Here is a 17250-nt window from a genome sequence, read left to right as displayed (position 1 = left end):
TGCGCCCCGCCTGACGCGTGCTTGCCGCATTTGAACCGCGCTCCCGCGTATCCGGCGAAGGCTTCGCCCCGGATGCGCCGATTTTGCAGTATTGAAAATCATGTGAAATATCGATTCAATCCGGAATATTGTTTTAACAAATTGAAGTCCTTATAAAAAATAATCGAGAACTGTCAGCATTTACAGGTTCATTGGATTAACCGCTCGATGTAAATTCGAGTCGCGGGACAAATCGATGTTTTTCAAGGTTTCGTGCGAATCGATCACCCGATCGGTGATCGAAGGTCGCATGGAACGGTGTCCACGCACCGGCAACCCATCTACCTGAACGGGAGCTTCTATGTCACGCGTTACCGATGTGCTCGTCTCGATCGATACCGAAACCATTCTCCAGAAATATCCGAATCCCAGCCGGGATCCGAAAAACCCGACGCTGATCGACTGGAAGCACGTCTACATGGTCACGAACCAGGACAACGTCGTGTCCGGGCAGGCGGGCGGCGAACTGGACCTGAAAGCCCAGGTGGGCGACCTGATCCGATGGCGTGAAACGAGCCTGTCGCTGGGCTTCGAGAAGCAGGTCGTGTTCTACGGCTTCATCGCCAACCAGGGCCGCGACCTGATTTCGACGCCGACGCCGCGCAAGGCCACCGCATCGATCCCGATTCCGAACCCGAGCTCGCCGTCGACGCCGACCTGCCAGAAGGTGGACAACTACTACTGGTCGTCGGAAACGCTGTCGGAAGGCCGCGTCACCTACCACTTCTACTTCCAGATCATCGACCGCAATTGCCAGTCGCTGGGTTGCTATCAGTGGGACCCGTTCATCTCGATCCACAACTGATCTCGGCAGGCGGGCGACCATGCGACGGTCGCCCGCGTCATTGTCCCGTTCCGGAGGAAGCGCCATGCCTGGTCTTCGTTGCGACGTGCTTGCGATCGTCGATGCCGTCACGCTGCTGTCGGCCTATCCCGATGCGAGCCGGAACGCGGATGCGCCGACCGTGATCGACGGCCGGCACATCTACGTGGTGAGCCCCGGCGACACCGGGCCGCTCGGCCGCAACGACAGTCGGCTCTTTGCCGGCCTGTCGCCGGGCGACCAGCTCCGCCTGCGCGAAACGGCGCTGGCGCTGCGTGCCGAAGTGAGCGTCCTGTTCATCCGGTTCGCCTTGCGGGACGCCGGCATCGTCGCGCCGATCGAAGCGCAGGTGCGCGACGCCGCGACGCCGGTGCCGTCCGACGACGACCTGCTCCATCCGCAGTGCCGGCCGATGCCGGACCATTACTGGCGCAGCGACGTGCTGGCTGCGGGCGCCACCACGTGCACGGCCGATTTCGCCGTGCTCGACCGTGGCGGTGCGGTGTCCGGCTACTTCCGCTGGGAGACGTCGATCGAGATCGCCGGCGGCCGCGCGGATTCGTAGCAGCCCGATTGCAAGCCGTCGCCGGACCGCGACGGCAACGTCAACCTGGCGTCCGATACCGGCTTCGGGCGATCTTCTGCGCGAATGCCGATTTCAGGCAGGATGCCGAACCGTTTGACTCACGGGCCGCTCGCGTTTCATCGGCAGCCGGCCCGCCCGAATCAGTTTCGTTCCCGTTCGAGCCAGCCTCGTTGCGAGGCGTGACCACCCGAGCGCGCCGCGCCCGTCGCGGGCCGGGTTCCCCGCATTTGCCGCCCGCTGATCCAATCCGGAATTTGTCTAGTCATCCTTGCGATTGGATCGTACGAGATGCACCAAACGCGTGCCTGAATTCCCCACGACGAGGCACGTCAGAGCCCAGAAATTAGGGGATTTCCCGCGTTTCCCCGGTTTTTTTTGATCGCTGCTTGTCGCGCTGTTTTTCTTCTTGCATGCTTGTATAGACAAATTCCTGAGGCGGCTTGCTGCAGCACCGAAGGGATGACGAACCTCAACGCAAGGAGAAATCTCGTGAACGGCAAGCGGATCAAGTGGGCAATCAGGACGATCGGTGTCATCGCGGCCGCGGCGGCAACGCTCGCGGCGCCGGCGCAGGCGAAGGAATGGAAGACGGTGACGGTCGCGCTCGAAGGCGGCTACGCACCGTGGAACCTCACGCTGCCGGGTGGCAAGCTGGGCGGTTTCGAACCGGAGCTGCTCGCCAACGTGTGCGAGCGGATCAAGGTGCAGTGCAACATGGTCGCGCAGGACTGGGACGGGATGATTCCCGGCCTGCAGGCCGGCAAGTTCGATATCCTGATGGATGCGATTTCCATCACGCCGGAGCGCGAAAAGATCCTGCTGTTCTCGCGTCCGTATGCGGCGACGCCCGCGACGTTCGCCGTCACCGATACCAAGATCCTGCCGAAGGCCGCGCCCGGCGCGCCGATGGTCAAGCTGACGGGTGACGCGAACGCGGACAAGCCCACCGTCGACGCGCTGCGCAAGCAGCTGAAGGGCAAGACGATCGGCATCCAGTCGGGCACCGTCTATACGAAATTCATCAACGACAGCTTCAAGGACATCGCGTCGATTCGCGTGTACAAGACTTCGCCCGAACGCGACCTCGACCTCGTCGCCGGGCGCATCGATGCGTCGTTCGACGACGTCACGTACTACGCGGCGAACAACACGAAGAAGGACACCGCGTCGATCGTGCTCGCGGGGCCGAAGCTCGGCGGGCCGATCTGGGGGCCGGGCGAAGGGCTCGCGTTCCGCAAGCAGGATGCCGACCTGAAGACGAAGTTCGATACGGCGATCGGCGCGGCACTCGCGGACGGCACGGTGAAGAAGCTGGCCGACAAGTGGTTCAAGACCGACGTCACGCCGTAAGCACGCCGCCGCCGCGCGAGCGACTCGAACGACGCGCGGCGGCAGGCATCCTGCCGATTCACTCAACGCTTGCCGGGAGGCACGCATGGCGATTCTCGAAATGCTCGGCTTCGGAACCGAAGGCTGGGGCGGTGTGCTGCTGCTCGCCGCACTGATGACGGTCGCGCTGACGCTCGCCGCGCTCGCGGTGGGCGCGGTGATCGGCGCGGCGATCGCGGCGGCGAAGCTGTCGCGCTACCGCAGCGCCCGCCTGCTCGGCGACCTGTACACGACGGTATTTCGCGGCGTACCCGAACTGCTCGTCATCTATCTGTTCTACTTCGGCGGCTCGACGCTCGTCACGGCCGTCGGCCAGTGGTTCGGCGCGGAAGGCTTCATCGGCGTGCCGCCGTTCGTGATCGGTGCGCTCGCGGTCGGCATGATCTCGGGCGCCTACCAGGCGGAGGTGTATCGCGCAGCGGTGCTCGCGGTGTCGAAGGGCGAGCTCGAAGCGGCGCGCGCGATCGGCATGCCGCGCAGCATGGTGCTGCGGCGCATCCTGGTTCCGCAGGTGCTGCGCTTCGCGCTGCCCGGGATCGGCAACGTGTGGCAGCTGAGCCTCAAGGACTCGGCACTGATCTCGGTCACCGGGCTCGCCGAGCTGTTGCGCACGAGCCAGATCGCCGCCAACTCGACCCACCAGTACTTCGTGTTCTTCGTCGCGGGCGGGGCGTTGTATCTGCTGATGACGGGCGTGTCGAACCGCGTGTTCAACCGGGCGGAAGCGATCGTCGGCCGGTCGTTCCGACGCAATTTCGCGCGCAACTGACGGAGAACGTGCATGTCCCTCGATTTCGCTTTTCTCTTCGATACGCTGCGCCAGCTGCTCGCGGCCGTACCGACCACGCTCGGCCTGTTCTTCGCCTCGCTCGTGCTCGGCGGCCTGCTGTCGCTCGTGATCGTCACGATGCGCGTGTCGCCGCGCTGGCTGCCGAACCGCTTCGCGCGTGCCTACATCCTCGTGTTTCGCGGCTCGCCGCTGCTGATCCAGATGTTCCTCGTGTATTACGGGCTCGGCCAGTTCGGCGTGATCCGCGAAAGCTTCATGTGGCCGCTGCTGCGCGAGCCATACGTCTGCGCGGTGCTGTCGCTCGCGCTGTGCACGGCGGGCTACACGGCCGAGATCCTGCGCGGCGGGCTGATGGCCGTGCCGGTCGGGCAGATCGAGGCCGGCTATTCGATCGGCCTGTCGGGCTTCGCGCTGCTGCGGCGCGTGATCGGCCCGATCGCGTTGCGCCAGTGCCTGCCCGCGTATTCGACCGAAGCGGTGCTGCTCGTCAAGTCGACCGCGCTGGCCAGCCTCGTCACGGTATGGGAAGTGACGGGCGTCGCGCAGCAGATCATCCAGCAAACCTATCGGACGACCGAGGTGTTCGTCTGCGCCGCCGTGATCTATCTGGGCCTGAACTTCATCGTCGTGCGCCTGCTCGGCGCGCTCGAATGGCGGCTTTCCGGGCACCTGCGTGCGCCGAAGCCCACCGGTGCGCCCGCCGCGGCGACGCGCAATCCTCAACGCGTCGCACCCTGAGCGTCCCCGTCCTTTCCAGGAGAATCCGATGAACACCGCTGCTCCCGTTGCGCTGTCGGTCAAGAACATCCACAAGTCGTTCGGCGACCATCATGTGCTGAAGGGCATTTCGCTCGACGCGCATGAGGGCGACGTCATCTCGATCCTCGGCGCGAGCGGCTCGGGCAAGAGCACGTTCCTGCGCTGCCTGAACCTGCTCGAGACACCCGACGACGGCTCCGTCGCGCTCGCCGGGGAAACGCTCGCGATGAAGCGTGCGCGCGACGGCAAGCTGCATCCGAGCGACCGGCGCCAGGTCGACCGGATCCGCTCCCAGCTCGGCATGGTCTTTCAGAACTTCAACCTGTGGTCCCACATGACGGTGCTCGACAACCTCGTCGAGGGGCCGCTGCGCGTGCAAAAGCGCAGCCGCGCCGAAGCGGTCGAGGAGGCCGAGGCACTGCTGGCGCGCGTCGGCCTCGCCGACAAGCGCGGCTACTATCCGGCGCACCTGTCGGGCGGCCAGCAGCAGCGCGTCGCGATCGCCCGCGCGCTCGCGATGCATCCGAAAGTGATGCTGTTCGACGAACCGACGTCGGCGCTCGATCCGGAGCTGGTCGGCGAAGTGCTGCGCGTGATGCGCTCGCTGGCGGAAGAGGGGCGCACGATGCTGGTCGTCACGCATGAAATGGGCTTCGCGCGGCACGTGTCGAATCGTGTGCTGTTCCTGCATCAGGGCGAAGTCGACTCGGACGGCACGCCCGACGACCTGTTCGGCGGCCAGTGCTCCGAGCGCTTCCGGCAATTCGTGTCGAGCCACCACGACCGCACCACCAACTGAGGCTGCCATGACCGTATTCCGTGCGGCCCGGCCGCTCGACTGGCGACAGGTTGCTGCGGTGGCGGCCGGCGAGCCGCTGGCGCTGGCCGACGAGGCACGCGCGCGCGTCGTCGCCGCGCGCGAACTCGTCGACGAGATCGTCGCGCGCGGGATTCGCGCTTACGGCGTCAATACCGGCGTGGGCGCGCTGTGCGACGTGATCGTGTCGCCGGCACAGCAGAGCACGCTGTCGCGCAACATCCTGATGAGTCACGCGGTCGGCGTCGGCATGCCGCTCGGCGCGGCCGAAACGCGCGCGATCATCGCGGCCGCGATCAACAATTTCGCGCACGGGCATTCGGGCGTCCATGCCGACGTCGTCGACCAGCTCGTCGCGCTGCTCGAGCACGATTGCCTGCCGGAGGTGCCGGCGCACGGCTCGGTCGGCTATCTGACCCACATGGCGCACGTCGCGCTCGTCTGCATCGGGCACGGCCATGCGCGCCATCGCGGCGAACGCATCGGCGGCGCCGAGGCGCTGCGCCGCATCGGCCGCGAGCCGCTCGTGCTCGGCGCGAAGGAAGGGTTGAGCCTGGTCAACGGCACGCCGTGCGTCACGGGGCTCGCCGCGCTCGCGCTGGCCCGCGCGGAACGGCTGCTCGACTGGGCCGACTGGATCGCGGCGGCGAGCTTCGAGAATCTCGGCGGGCAACTCGCCGCGTTCGACCCGGCCTCGCTCGCGTTGCGGATCTCGCCCGGCATCGGGCATGTCGGCGCGCGCTTGCGGACGATGCTGGCCGACAGCCCGATGCTCGCCGCGGCGAGCGGGCGGCATACGCAGGATCCGTTGAGCCTGCGCACGATTCCGCACGTGCACGGCGCGGCGCGCGACGTGTTCGCGGTCACGGCGGACGTCGTCGATCGCGAGCTCGCGTCCGTCACCGACAATCCGATCGTCGCCGGTACGCGCGACGCGCCGGCCGTTCATTCGCAGGCGCATGCGGTCGGCGCGGGCATCGCGCTGGCGATGGACAGCCTCGCGGCCGCGATGGCGCAGGTGGCGGCCATCGCCGAGCGGCGGCTGGACCGTCTCGTCAATCCGCTCGTGAGCGGCCTGCCGGCGTTTCTCGCGGCGCCGGGCGGCACGTGTTCGGGCTTCATGATCGCGCAGTACACGGCGGTCGCGCTGGTCGCGCAGAATCAGCGGCTCGCGGCGCCGGCGAGCCTCGACGGCGGCATTACGTCTGGGCTGCAGGAAGATCACCTGTGTCATGCGACGCCGGCCGCGCTGAAGGCGCTCGACATCATCGAGAACGCGACGCGCGTGCTCGCGATCGAGCTGCTCGCCGCCGCGCAGGCATACGACTTGCAAGCGAACGAAACCGGGCGGGCCGCGTCGACCGACGCGCTGTGGCGACACGTGCGCGAACGCGTACCGGCGTATCGCGACGACCGGCCGCTCGCGGACGACATCGCGATCGCGGCCGGCATCGTCGCGGGGGCGCCGCCGCCGTTGCAGTGACGACCGGCGACGACGGGCGGATCATCCATTATTCATTCGGTCGAGGGTGCATGAACGAGACGGAGCGACAACTTTCCGCACGGCCGGCGAGGGTATCGGGCGAGGCCGTGCCGGCGCGCGCACTGCCGGCCTATCAACAGATCAAGCGCTATGTCGTCGAGCGGATCGCGAAGGGCGACTGGAAACCCGGCGGCGCGATCCCGACCGAGGCCGAGCTGGTCAAGGAATTCGGCGTGGCCCGGATGACGGTGTCGCGCGCGCTGCGCGAACTGACGAACGAACGCGTGCTGACCCGCATCCAGGGCGCCGGCACGTTCGTCGAGCGCCGGCATTACGAATCGACGGTCCTGGAGATCCGCAACATCGCGGACGAGATTGCGGAACGCGGTCATCGGCACAGCGCGCGCGTCGTGCTGATCGAGCGCAGCGTCGACCCGGACGCGATCGATGCGCTCGGGCTTCGCTCGGGGCCGGTGTTTCATTCGCGCATCGTGCATTTCGAGGAAGACGAGCCGATTCAGTTCGAGGATCGCTACGTCAATCCGGCGTTGTTTCCCGACTACCTGGAGCAGGATTTCACGATCGAGACGCCGAACCACTACATGGTGCGGCTCGCGCCGATCCAGCGCGCCGAGTTCCGGATCTATGCGGAGAAGCCCAATGCGCAGGTGCGCCGGCATCTCGTGATGGAAATCGGCGAGCCGTGCCTGGTGTTGAAGCGCCGCACCTGGGTCGGCGAGCACGTCGCGACGTCGGTCAGGCTGTGGCATCCGGCGTCGCGGTTTCACCTGGCGGGGAAGATGTAGGGACGCGGCGAGCGGCGCGGATCGAGCCGAGGCAATCGGCGTGGATGTCCTGCGCGTCGGCGAATGATGCGGCCGCTGACTCGACCCGGCGCGTGACAATCGCGAAGAGCGCCCATCAAACCGTTCGTTCCTTCGCCCGTCGGCATGCGTACGCGCATTCACCGACCTGAATACCGGCAGAGAGTGGCGCATAATGTTTCGAGGTCGACCCTTGGCTGGAAGAGGGTTTTATGCGCTGCACAATTTGCGGATCGGAGAATCCTCCCGGTGCGGGGTTCTGCCAGGAATGTGGCGCCGTGCTGTCCCGCACCTGCCCGCAGTGCGGGCATGACGCAGCGCCGGCAGCCCGCTTCTGCAGCCATTGTGGGACGCCGCTGGCGACACCTGCCGCCATGCCGCCATCGTCCCGACCGCCGGCTCAAGCGCCGTCGCCCACCCCGATTCATTACACGCCCGATCATCTGGCCGAGCGCATCCGTGCCGAACACGCGGCGATGGAAGCGCGCGGCGAGCCTGCCGGCGAGCGCAAGACCGTTACCGCGCTGTTTGCCGACATGGCCGGGTCGACCGCGCTGATCCACGACCTCGATCCCGAAGTGGCGCATCGCCTGATCGTGCCGGTGGTCGAGCTGATGATGGAGGCGGTCCACTACTACGAAGGGTACGTCGCCAAATCGCTCGGCGACGGCATTCTCGCGCTGTTCGGCGCACCGATCGCCCACGAGGACCACGCGCAGCGCGCGCTCTTCGCCGCATTGCGCATGCAGCAGGCGATGCGGCAGCATGGCGACCGGATTCGGCTGCAGGAGGGCATTCCTCTGCAGATTCGTGTCGGCGTGCATACCGGCGAGGTCGTCGTCCGCTCGATCCGCACCGACGACTTGCACACCGAATACGACCCGCTCGGGCATACGATCCACATCGCGTCGCGGATCGAGGGCATCGCCGCGCCCACGTCGATTCTCGTCAGCGAATCCACCCACAAGCTGGCTGAAGGCTATTTCGAGTTCAAGGCGCTCGGGGCCACGCAACTCAAGGGCATTCCCGCGCCGCTATGCGTCTACGAAGTGCTGGGGCTGGGTGCGTTGCGCACGCGCCTGCAGCTGGCGGCGCACCGTGGTCTCGCGCGGTTCGTCGGGCGCGAAACGGAACTGGAACACCTGAACCGGGCCCTGGAGACCATGCGGGCCGGGCACGGGCGCGTGGTCGGCGTGGTCGGCGAGGCCGGCGTCGGCAAGTCTCGTCTGTTCCACGAGTTCAAGGAGCGTTCACGGCGCGGCGCGCTGGTGCTGGAGACGTTTTCGGTATCGCACGGCAAGGCGTTTTCCAATTTGCCGCTGATCGAACTCCTGAAGAACTATTTCCAGATCACGCCGCAGGACGACGAGCGGCGCTGCCGGGAAAAGGTCATCGGCAAGGCGCTCGCGCTGGAGCGCGGTTTCGAGGACCTCGTGCCGTACGTTCTCTATCTGCTCGGCATCGGCGAGGGCGGCTCGGTGCTGGTCGAGATGGATCCGCAGATCCGGCGTGAGCGCACCTTCGACGCGATCAGGCAGCTGCTCGTGCGCGAGAGCCAGAATCAGCCGGTTCATTTGCTGTTCGAGGATCTGCAATGGCTGGACCGTGAAACGGAAGCATTCCTAAGTTATCTGATCGACCACGTGCCGGACGCACGCATCCTGCTGTTGGTGAACTACCGGCCCGAGTATCGGCCGGCGTGGGCCGGCGCGGTTCATTGCAGCAGGATCCGGCTCGAGCCGCTCGGCCCGTCCGATGCGCAGGGGCTGCTCACGGCGCTGCTCGGCGAGGATCGCACGCTCGTGCCGCTGAAGCAGCTCATTCTGGAGAAGACGGAGGGCAATCCGTTCTTCATGGAGGAAGTGGTGCAGACGCTCGTCGAAGAGAAGTCGCTGCTCGGCGAGGCCGGGCGTTATCGCATCGTGGAGACGCCGGCGACGCTGCATATCCCGACCACCGTGCAGGGCGTGCTGGCGGCCCGGATCGATCGGCTTCCCGTCGAGGAAAAGGAACTGCTGCAGGCGCTTGCCGTGATCGGCCACGAGTTTCCGTTCAGCCTGATCCGGCGCATCTGCGGCGAGGTGGCGGCGCGGGACGACGAACTGCGTCGCCTGCTCGCCCATCTGGAAGCCGCGGAGTTCATCTACGAGCGGCCCGCCTTTCCCGAGGTCAATTATTCGTTCAAGCACGCGCTGACCCAGGAAGTGGCCGGGCGCTCGTTGCTCACGGAGCGGCGCACCGCGCTGCACGAGCGCACCGCGCAGGCGATCGAGGTGCTGTTCCCGACGCGTATCGCCGATTACTGCAGCGAACTCGCGCATCACTACGGTCAGAGCGGCAACATTCCGAAGGCGGTCGAATACCTGCATCGTGCGGCCCAGCAGGCGCTACGCCATGCGGCTCATCACGATGCGATGAATCACCTCGGCGCGGCGCTTGCGTTGCTGAAGGGCTTGCCGGACACACCGATGCGCGCGCATTGGGAACTGACGCTGCTGCTGTCCCTCGGGCCGGTCCTGATGGATGTGCGCGGGTATGGCGCGACGGAGGTGGGCGCCACCTATACGCGCGCGCTCGAGTTGTGCGAGCGCACGGGCGAGGTATCGCAACGCTTCGCGACGCAGCTGGGATTGCGGATGCACCACGTGGTGCGCGGCGAATATGCGCTCGCGACCGACCTGGGCCGGCAGATGCTCGGTACGGCGCGCGATGCGAACGACCCCGGCTTTCTCATCGAGGCCCATAGCGCGCTGGGTTCGTGCTTCTTCCTGCAGGGCGATTTCACGGCCGCCCGCACCCACCTGGAACAGGCGATCGCGATCTACGATCCGGAGCAGCATCAGGCCCACGTGTTCGCGCACGGGGTCGATCCGGGCATCCGGGCGCTCAGTTTCCTGGTGTTGACCCTGTGGATCCAGGGGTATCCCGACCAGGCGCTCAGGCGCAGCGTCGAAGCACTGGCGCTCGCACGGCACCTTTCCTATGGGCCGTCCCTGGCGTTCAGCCTGACCTACACGGCACACCTGCATCAGCTGCGGCGCGAGCCGACGCTTGCCGCCGAGCGCGCGGAAGCGGTCATTGCCGTATCGACCGAGCACGGCTTGCCGTACTGGCTCGCATGGGGGACGCTCCTGCGGGGCTGGGCGATGAGCGCGCAAGGCAACATCCGGGACGGCATCGCGCAGATGAGGCTGGGCCTCGATGCGCAGCGGGCCGCCGGCGGCGAAGACCAGCGGCCCTATTCCCTCGCGCTGCTCGCCGACAGTTGCTGGCGCGCGGGCGACCGGCGGGCAGCGCTGGACCTGCTGGAAGCGGCGACGACGCTCGTCGAGCAAACCGGTGAGCACTGCTTCGAGGCCGAGCTGTACCGGCTCACGGGCGTCTATCTGGCCGGCGGGGCGAGCGAGCAGGAGGCCGTCGCGGCGAGCGAAGAGGGGGCCGTTGCGGCGTGCGACGAAGGGGCTGTCGCGGCGCGCGACGAAGGGGCGGTCGCGGCGCGCGACGACAAGGCCGTCGGCTGCTTTCACCGGGCGATCGAGCGCGCGCGCCGCCAGGGTGCCCGAGCGCTGGAATTGCGGGCGGCGTCGGACCTTGCGCGGCTGTTGCAGCGGCAGGGGAAAACCGTGGAGGCGAGGCAAGCGCTGTCCGAGGTGCTCGCCTGCTTCACGGAAGGTTTCGATACAAGCGACCTGCGCGACGCGAAAGCGCTGCTGGATGCATTGGACGCGCGCGCAGGATGAATGGAACAACGGCGCACGGCGACGGATCGCGTGACGACGTGCGCTCGATGACCTGCCGCTGCTCCGCCTGCGCGGAGCGCCGAGGAGACGGGCATGGCAACCACGCACGCAAGACGCGGCAACGATGGCCCGCGCAAACCGATCGCGCTCGCGCTGCAGGGCGGCGGAATGCACGGCGCCTTCACCTGGGGCGTGCTCGACCGCATGCTCGAAGACGGCCGGCTCGACATCGAAGGCGTCAGTGCAACCAGCGCCGGCGCGATGAACGCCGCGGTACTCGCGTACGGGCTGCACAAGGGCGGCGCAGACGGCGCGCGTCAGGCACTGCACGACTTCTGGCACGCGGTCGCGCAATCGGCGGAGCGCTACAACCCGCTGCGCTGGATGCCCTGGCTGAAGGGCACGCACAGCTTCGGGCTCGATCATTCGCCGCTGTATGCGTTCGCCGACATGATGCTGCGGGTCTTTTCACCTTATCAGTTCAATCCGAACAACCTGAATCCGCTGCGCGAGGTGCTCGAAAGCCAGGTCGATTTCGACGCTTTGCGCAGGCACTGTCCGATCCGGCTGTACGTGTGTGCGACCAACGTCGAGACGGGGAAGATCCGCCTGTTCACCGGAGCGGACCTCAGTGCCGACGCGGTGCTGGCATCGGCATGCGTGCCGACCCTGTTCCAGGCGGTCTCGATCGACGGCGAGTACTACTGGGATGGCGGGTACATGGGGAATCCGGCCATCTATCCGCTCATCTACAACTGCGCGACGCGCGACGTCGTGATCGTGCACATCAATCCGCTCGTGCGTCGCGGCGTGCCGATCACCGCCGCGGAAATCCTCAACCGGATCAGCGAGATCAGTTTCAATTCATCGCTGATGCGCGAGATGCGGGCGATCGCGTTCGTCACCGACCTGATCCAGCAAGGCAAGATACAACGCGGCGAGATGAAGGAAATGCTGATTCATTCCATTCGCGCCGACGATGCGCTGTCCGCGCTGAGCGTATCGAGCAAGTACAACGCGGATTGGACATTTCTGAGCGAACTGCATGACCACGGGCGACGCGAAGCGGATGTGTGGCTCGCGCATCACTACGGAAACATCGGGCAGCGCTCGAGCATCGACATCCGCAGGGAATTTCTCTGAGCGCATCGCAGTCATGTCGGCATGGGGCGATTCCGCGCGGACGCCCCGGTCCAAGGAGCGAACGTGAACCGGATGCAGGCGCGGTTCGTCGCGTTGTGGTCGTGCAGCGGCGGGTCCCATGCCGAGGAGGTCTATCGCAGGCTCGCGCAATGCTATGCGGAGCCGGTGCGCCATTACCATACGCTCGTGCATGTCCGGCGATGCCTGCGTCATCTCGACCTGGCGCGCGACGCGATTCCCGCGCCGGACGCCGTCGAACTCGCGCTCTGGTTCCATGACGTGATCTTCGTGCCCGGCGCGAAGGACAACGAGCAGCGTAGCGCGGACTGGTTCCGGCACCAGGCCGGGGGGCGAATCCGCGCGTGCGACCCCGTCTGCGCGATGATCCTCGCGACGACCCACGCGGGCATTGCCGCGCAACCGGATACCCGTTTCGCGTGCGACATCGACCTGGCCGCGCTCGGCGCTTCCCGCAGCCGGTTTCGCGAAGACGGCCGGCGTTTGCGGGCAGAGCGTCCCGATCTCGACGACCGGGCCTACGATTTTCATGAGCGGACGATTCTGCGCGGGCTGCTCGTGCGTCCGCGCATCTATCTGACGGAATTCTTCTACACGCGCTGCGAGAGGCAGGCGCGCAGGAACCTGAGCTGGCGGCTGGGGTTGCCGGTTCCTGAACCGGAGTGACGACCCGTTGCGCCGGCGCAATGATCGATCGAAGCGGTGCCCGGGCGCCAGGGCAACCTGACCCGACAGGCCCGCCACGCGTGCGTCGCGCGCCTAGGGAACCGGTGCGCGCCCGCCGGTCGGGACCACGTTGCAGCGAACGGCGGCCCTCGGGCACTCTAGAATTGGCATGTAACGTATTGCAGTGGCCTGGCCCGGACAATGTTCCAGGTGTCGTTTCGATATCGCTTTGCCAGGCGATCTGCTCATTCCAACGGATACCAACATGCGCATCCCGCCGCTCAAGGCAATCATCGCGTTCGAAAGTGTCGCCCGGACCAAAAGCGTCAATCGTGCCGCGGAAGAACTGGGCCTGACCGCGTCCGCCGTGAGTCACCAGCTCAGCAACCTCGAATCGCAGATCGGCCAGCCGCTGTTCCAGCGATCAGGGCGCGGGCTCGTTCTCACGCCGACCGGCGAGCGCTATCTGGCGGACGTCACCGGCTCGCTGGCCGACCTGAGCCGCGCCACCGAGCGCGCATCGAGCCGCGCCGAGGTCGATATCCTGCGCGTGCATTCGAGCCCGAGCTTCGGGCTGATGTGGCTGTTGCCGCGGCTGTCGTCGTTTCAGGAAGCGAACGGCGATATCCAGCTGAACCTGGCGTGCTCTTACGAAAACGTGTCGTTCTCGAACGGCTTCTACGATATCGACGTCCGCCACGGCTACGGCAACTGGGACAACCTCGAGGTGAAGACGATGCGCGGCGAGTTCATCGCGCCGCTCGCGTCGCCGCAGTACCTCGAACGGCATCCGGTGAACGCGCCGGAAGACCTCCTCGCGCATCGGCTGATCTATTCCGAAACGCCGCTCGTGCAGTGGAAGCAGTGGTTCGGCCGGGCCGGCGTATCGCTCGCGGCCCGCAAGACCTTCGACTTTTCGTTCGACCGGTCGTACATGTCGCTCGAAACCGCCGCGCTCGGCCTCGGCATCGCGCTCGAAAGCCTGATGCTCGCGTCGGTGAAGATCCGCGAAGGCGCGCTGGTGCCCGTGTTCGACGACACGCATGCGGTGGAAGTCGGTGCGCATCATCTCGTTTACCCGCGGCAGAACGCGGAACTGCCTCGCGTGAAACGCTTCCTTGCGTGGATCGAGCGGGAGGTCGCGGCGCAGCGCCGCGCGAACTGAGCGTCGCGCGTCCGGGCCGCGTGCAATATTGCGTTGCAGCACGCCGGAACGGCCCGCGCGGCGTCATCTGAAATTTTCTCAACCATGCCTGAGCGTTTCCGCGTTGATGCGGGTGTCCGGCGAGCCGACACTCTGCACACACATCAACACAGGAGACGAACGATGTTGCTCGACAACAGGACCATCATCGTGACCGGCGCGGCATCGCCGCGCGGTATCGGCAAGGCCACGGCCCGCACGCTGGCCGCCCAGGGCGCGCGCGTGGCGATTCTCGACCTGCGTCGCGAGGACGCGGAAGCGGCCGCCGCCGAGCTCGGGCCCGACCACCTCGGCCTGGCCTGCGACGTGACCGATCGCGACGCGTGCGTGGCCGCGGCTCGCGCGACGCTGGCGCGTTATGGCCGTATCGACGGCCTCGTGAACAACGCCGGCATCACGCAGCCGGTGCGCACGCTGGACATTTCCGGGCGCGACTTCGATGCGATCGTCGACGTGAACCTGCGCGGCACGCTGTACATGTCTCAGGCGGTGCTGCCGGCGATGAAGGAGCAGCGCGGCGGCAGCATCGTGTGCATGTCGTCGGTGTCCGCGCAGCGCGGCGGCGGCATCTTCGGCGGCCCGCACTACAGCGCCGCGAAGGCCGGCGTGCTCGGCCTCGCGAAGGCGATGGCGCGCGAATTCGGGGCCGACCGTATCCGCATCAATTCGATCACGCCGGGCCTGATCCAGACCGACATCACCGGCGACAAGCTGACGCCCGACATGCGCGAGGAGATCGTCAAGGGCATTCCGCTCGGCCGCCTCGGCGATGCCGCCGATGTCGCCAATGCGTGCCTGTTCCTGCTGAGCGACCTGTCGAGCTACCTGACGGGCATCACGCTGGACGTCAACGGCGGGATGCTGATTCACTGAGAACGGCGCCGCGACACGCGCGGCGCCGACCATCATGCACCCGGGACAACCCGGGGCCATGGCAGGAGACAAAGATGAGAGCAAAGTACCCCGCCTCGCCGGTTCAGGGCGAGCTGCTGCAACGGGACGATGCGCAGACGTTCGAAGCGGCGACCTATGCGAAGGTCGCGCGCCGGCTGATCCCGTTCCTGATGTTGTGCTATCTCGGTGCGTATCTCGACCGCGTCAACGTCGGCTTCGCGAAACTGCAGATGCTCAACGACCTGCGTTTCAGCGAGACCGTGTACGGGATGGGCGCAGGCATTTTCTTTCTCGGCTACTTTCTGTTCGAAGTACCGAGCAACCTGATCCTGCATCGCGTCGGCGCGCGCCGCTGGCTCGCGCGCATCATGCTGACGTGGGCCGTGATTTCCGCGAGCTTCGTGTTCGTGAAGTCGCCCGCCGCGTTCTACGTGCTGCGGTTCCTGCTTGGCGTCGCCGAAGCGGGCTTCGCGCCGGGCGTGATCCTGTACCTCACCTACTGGTTCCCGTCGGCACGTCGTGCCAAGGCACTGTCGTTGTTCTTCATGGCGATTCCGCTCGCGGGGATCATCGGCGGCCCGCTGTCGGGCGCGATCATGCATTCGCTGCACGGCGCGATGTCGATGGCGGGCTGGAAGTGGCTGTTCCTGCTCGAAGCGTTGCCTTCGTTCGTGCTGGGCTTTGCGATCCTGCTGTATCTCGATGACGGCATCGCCGGCGCGAAATGGCTGACCGATGCCGAAAAAGCCTTGCTGGCGCGCAACGTGTCGGCCGACGCCGAGCACACGACCGCCCACCTGTCGATTCGTGCGTTCGTCGCCGACCGCCGCTTATGGCTGATGGCCGCGATCTACTTCTGCGTCGTGCTCGGCCAGTACGGCCTCACGTTCTGGCTGCCCACGATCATTCGCAAGGCCGGCGTCGCCGATCCGCTGTGGGTCGGCCTGTTCACCGCGATTCCGTATGCGTGCGCGATCGTCGCGCTGCCGCTGATCGGCATGAGCGCGGATCGCCGCCGCGAGCGCCGCTTCCATCTCGCGGTGCCGATGCTGATCGCGGCGGCGGGCTTCGCGACGTTGCCGATGCTCGGCAGCGTCGGCGCGTCGATCGTGTGCCTGAGCATTGCGTCCGCCGGCATCCTCGCGTCGTCATCGCAGTTCTGGTCGCTGCCCACGGCGCTGCTCGGCGGGATGTCGGCGGCGGCGGGCATCGCCGCGGTCAACTGCTTCGCCAATCTCGCGGGCTTCTTCTCGCCGGCGATCGTCGGCTGGCTGAACGACCTGACCGGCAAGTCCACCGCCGGACTCCTCTTCATCTCCGTCGCGATTACGTTCGGCGCGCTGCTGGTGTTCCTCGTGCCGCGCTCCGTCAATCGCTGATACCCGCCGATTCGACCTGCATGCTTTCCGATCCAATACTGGAGCCAACGATGGATACCGAAACCATTCATGAAGCGGTCACGCTCGCCGAGCGCGCGTACCGCATCCGCAGAAACGCCGTGCTGATGGGCGAAGTCCAGGGGCAGGGTTATGTCGGCCAGGCGCTCGACATTGCCGACGTGCTGGCCGTCGCTTATTTCGGCGCGATGCGCTATCGCCCCGACGATCCCGAGTGGGAAGGGCGCGACCGCTTCCTGCTGTCGAACGGCCACTATGCGATCGCGCTGTACGCGGCGCTGTTCGAAGCCGGCATCCTGCCGGCCGAGGAGCTCGAAACCTACGGCAGCGACGACAGCCGTTTGCCGATGTCCGGGATGGCGAGCTACACGCCCGGCATGGAGATGTCCGGCGGTTCGCTCGGCCAGGGCCTCACGATCGCGGTCGGCCGTTGTCTCGGGCTCAAGCGCAACGGCTCGGACGCATTCGTCTATACGCTGTTCTCGGACGGCGAACTCGACGAAGGCGCGATCTGGGAAGGGCTGATGTCGGCCGCGCACTGGAAGCTCGACAACCTGATCGCGATCGTCGACGTGAACAACCAGCAGGCCGATGGCCCGTCGACGCAAGTCATGGCGTTCGAGCCTCTGGTCGACAAGCTCGAAGCATTCGGCTGGTATACGCAGCGAGTCGACGGCA

Annotated in this window: 15 protein-coding genes; all 15 read left to right on the top strand. The window is 66.4% G+C overall.

Annotated features, from left to right (window positions below; genetic code table 11):
- Positions 1-340 precede the first annotated feature (340 nt).
- Complete coding sequence (locus U4Z31_RS33980; protein WP_124489572.1) at positions 341-844, top strand: inclusion body family protein; 504 nt, start codon at positions 341-343, stop codon at positions 842-844.
- A 64-nt stretch (positions 845-908) separates the two neighbouring features.
- Positions 909-1427 carry an AidA/PixA family protein gene (locus tag U4Z31_RS33975; RefSeq protein ID WP_124646499.1) on the top strand — a complete coding sequence of 173 codons (519 nt, stop codon included), beginning with the start codon at positions 909-911 and terminating at the stop codon, positions 1425-1427.
- 510 nt (positions 1428-1937) lie between these two features.
- Positions 1938-2798, top strand: coding sequence for a transporter substrate-binding domain-containing protein (locus tag U4Z31_RS33970; protein WP_044845555.1), 861 nt, complete (start codon positions 1938-1940; stop codon positions 2796-2798).
- A gap of 85 nt (positions 2799-2883) precedes the next feature.
- A complete protein-coding gene (locus tag U4Z31_RS33965) occupies positions 2884-3606 on the top strand; it encodes an ABC transporter permease (RefSeq protein ID WP_044845491.1) in 723 nt (240 codons plus the stop codon).
- 12 nt (positions 3607-3618) lie between these two features.
- Positions 3619-4365, top strand: a complete 747-nt coding sequence (locus tag U4Z31_RS33960) for an ABC transporter permease (protein ID WP_124489575.1) — start codon at positions 3619-3621, stop codon at positions 4363-4365.
- A gap of 28 nt (positions 4366-4393) precedes the next feature.
- A complete protein-coding gene (locus tag U4Z31_RS33955; RefSeq protein ID WP_044845493.1) occupies positions 4394-5185 on the top strand; it encodes an ABC transporter ATP-binding protein in 792 nt (263 codons plus the stop codon).
- A gap of 7 nt (positions 5186-5192) precedes the next feature.
- Complete coding sequence (locus U4Z31_RS33950) at positions 5193-6686, top strand: HAL/PAL/TAL family ammonia-lyase (RefSeq protein ID WP_044845494.1); 1494 nt, start codon at positions 5193-5195, stop codon at positions 6684-6686.
- Between the two features lie 50 nt (positions 6687-6736).
- Complete coding sequence (gene hutC, locus U4Z31_RS33945) at positions 6737-7492, top strand: histidine utilization repressor (protein WP_321812676.1); 756 nt, start codon at positions 6737-6739, stop codon at positions 7490-7492.
- A gap of 230 nt (positions 7493-7722) precedes the next feature.
- The gene (locus U4Z31_RS33940) at positions 7723-11250 is read left to right on the top strand and encodes an adenylate/guanylate cyclase domain-containing protein (RefSeq protein WP_321812675.1); all 3528 of its coding nucleotides are present in this window, start codon (positions 7723-7725) and stop codon (positions 11248-11250) included.
- Between the two features lie 93 nt (positions 11251-11343).
- Positions 11344-12393, top strand: a complete 1050-nt coding sequence (locus U4Z31_RS33935) for a patatin-like phospholipase family protein (RefSeq protein ID WP_321812674.1) — start codon at positions 11344-11346, stop codon at positions 12391-12393.
- A 63-nt stretch (positions 12394-12456) separates the two neighbouring features.
- Positions 12457-13077 (top strand): hypothetical protein, encoded by a 621-nt coding sequence (locus U4Z31_RS33930; RefSeq protein ID WP_044845556.1) that lies wholly within the window; start codon positions 12457-12459, stop codon positions 13075-13077.
- A gap of 265 nt (positions 13078-13342) precedes the next feature.
- Positions 13343-14242: a LysR substrate-binding domain-containing protein gene (locus U4Z31_RS33925; RefSeq protein ID WP_321812673.1), complete on the top strand. Its 900-nt coding sequence runs from the start codon at positions 13343-13345 to the stop codon at positions 14240-14242.
- A gap of 162 nt (positions 14243-14404) precedes the next feature.
- Positions 14405-15154 (top strand): SDR family NAD(P)-dependent oxidoreductase, encoded by a 750-nt coding sequence (locus U4Z31_RS33920; RefSeq protein WP_124488566.1) that lies wholly within the window; start codon positions 14405-14407, stop codon positions 15152-15154.
- Between the two features lie 74 nt (positions 15155-15228).
- Complete coding sequence (locus U4Z31_RS33915) at positions 15229-16554, top strand: MFS transporter (RefSeq protein WP_124522759.1); 1326 nt, start codon at positions 15229-15231, stop codon at positions 16552-16554.
- 50 nt (positions 16555-16604) lie between these two features.
- Positions 16605-17250, top strand: a 646-nt coding sequence (locus U4Z31_RS33910; protein WP_321812672.1) for a transketolase, incomplete at its 3' end; no start/stop codon positions are given.

The sequence above is a fragment of the Burkholderia sp. BCC1985 genome, assembly GCF_905339915.1.
Classification (GTDB): Bacteria; Pseudomonadota; Gammaproteobacteria; order Burkholderiales; family Burkholderiaceae; genus Burkholderia.
This window is presented reverse-complemented; position numbering and strand designations above follow the sequence as displayed.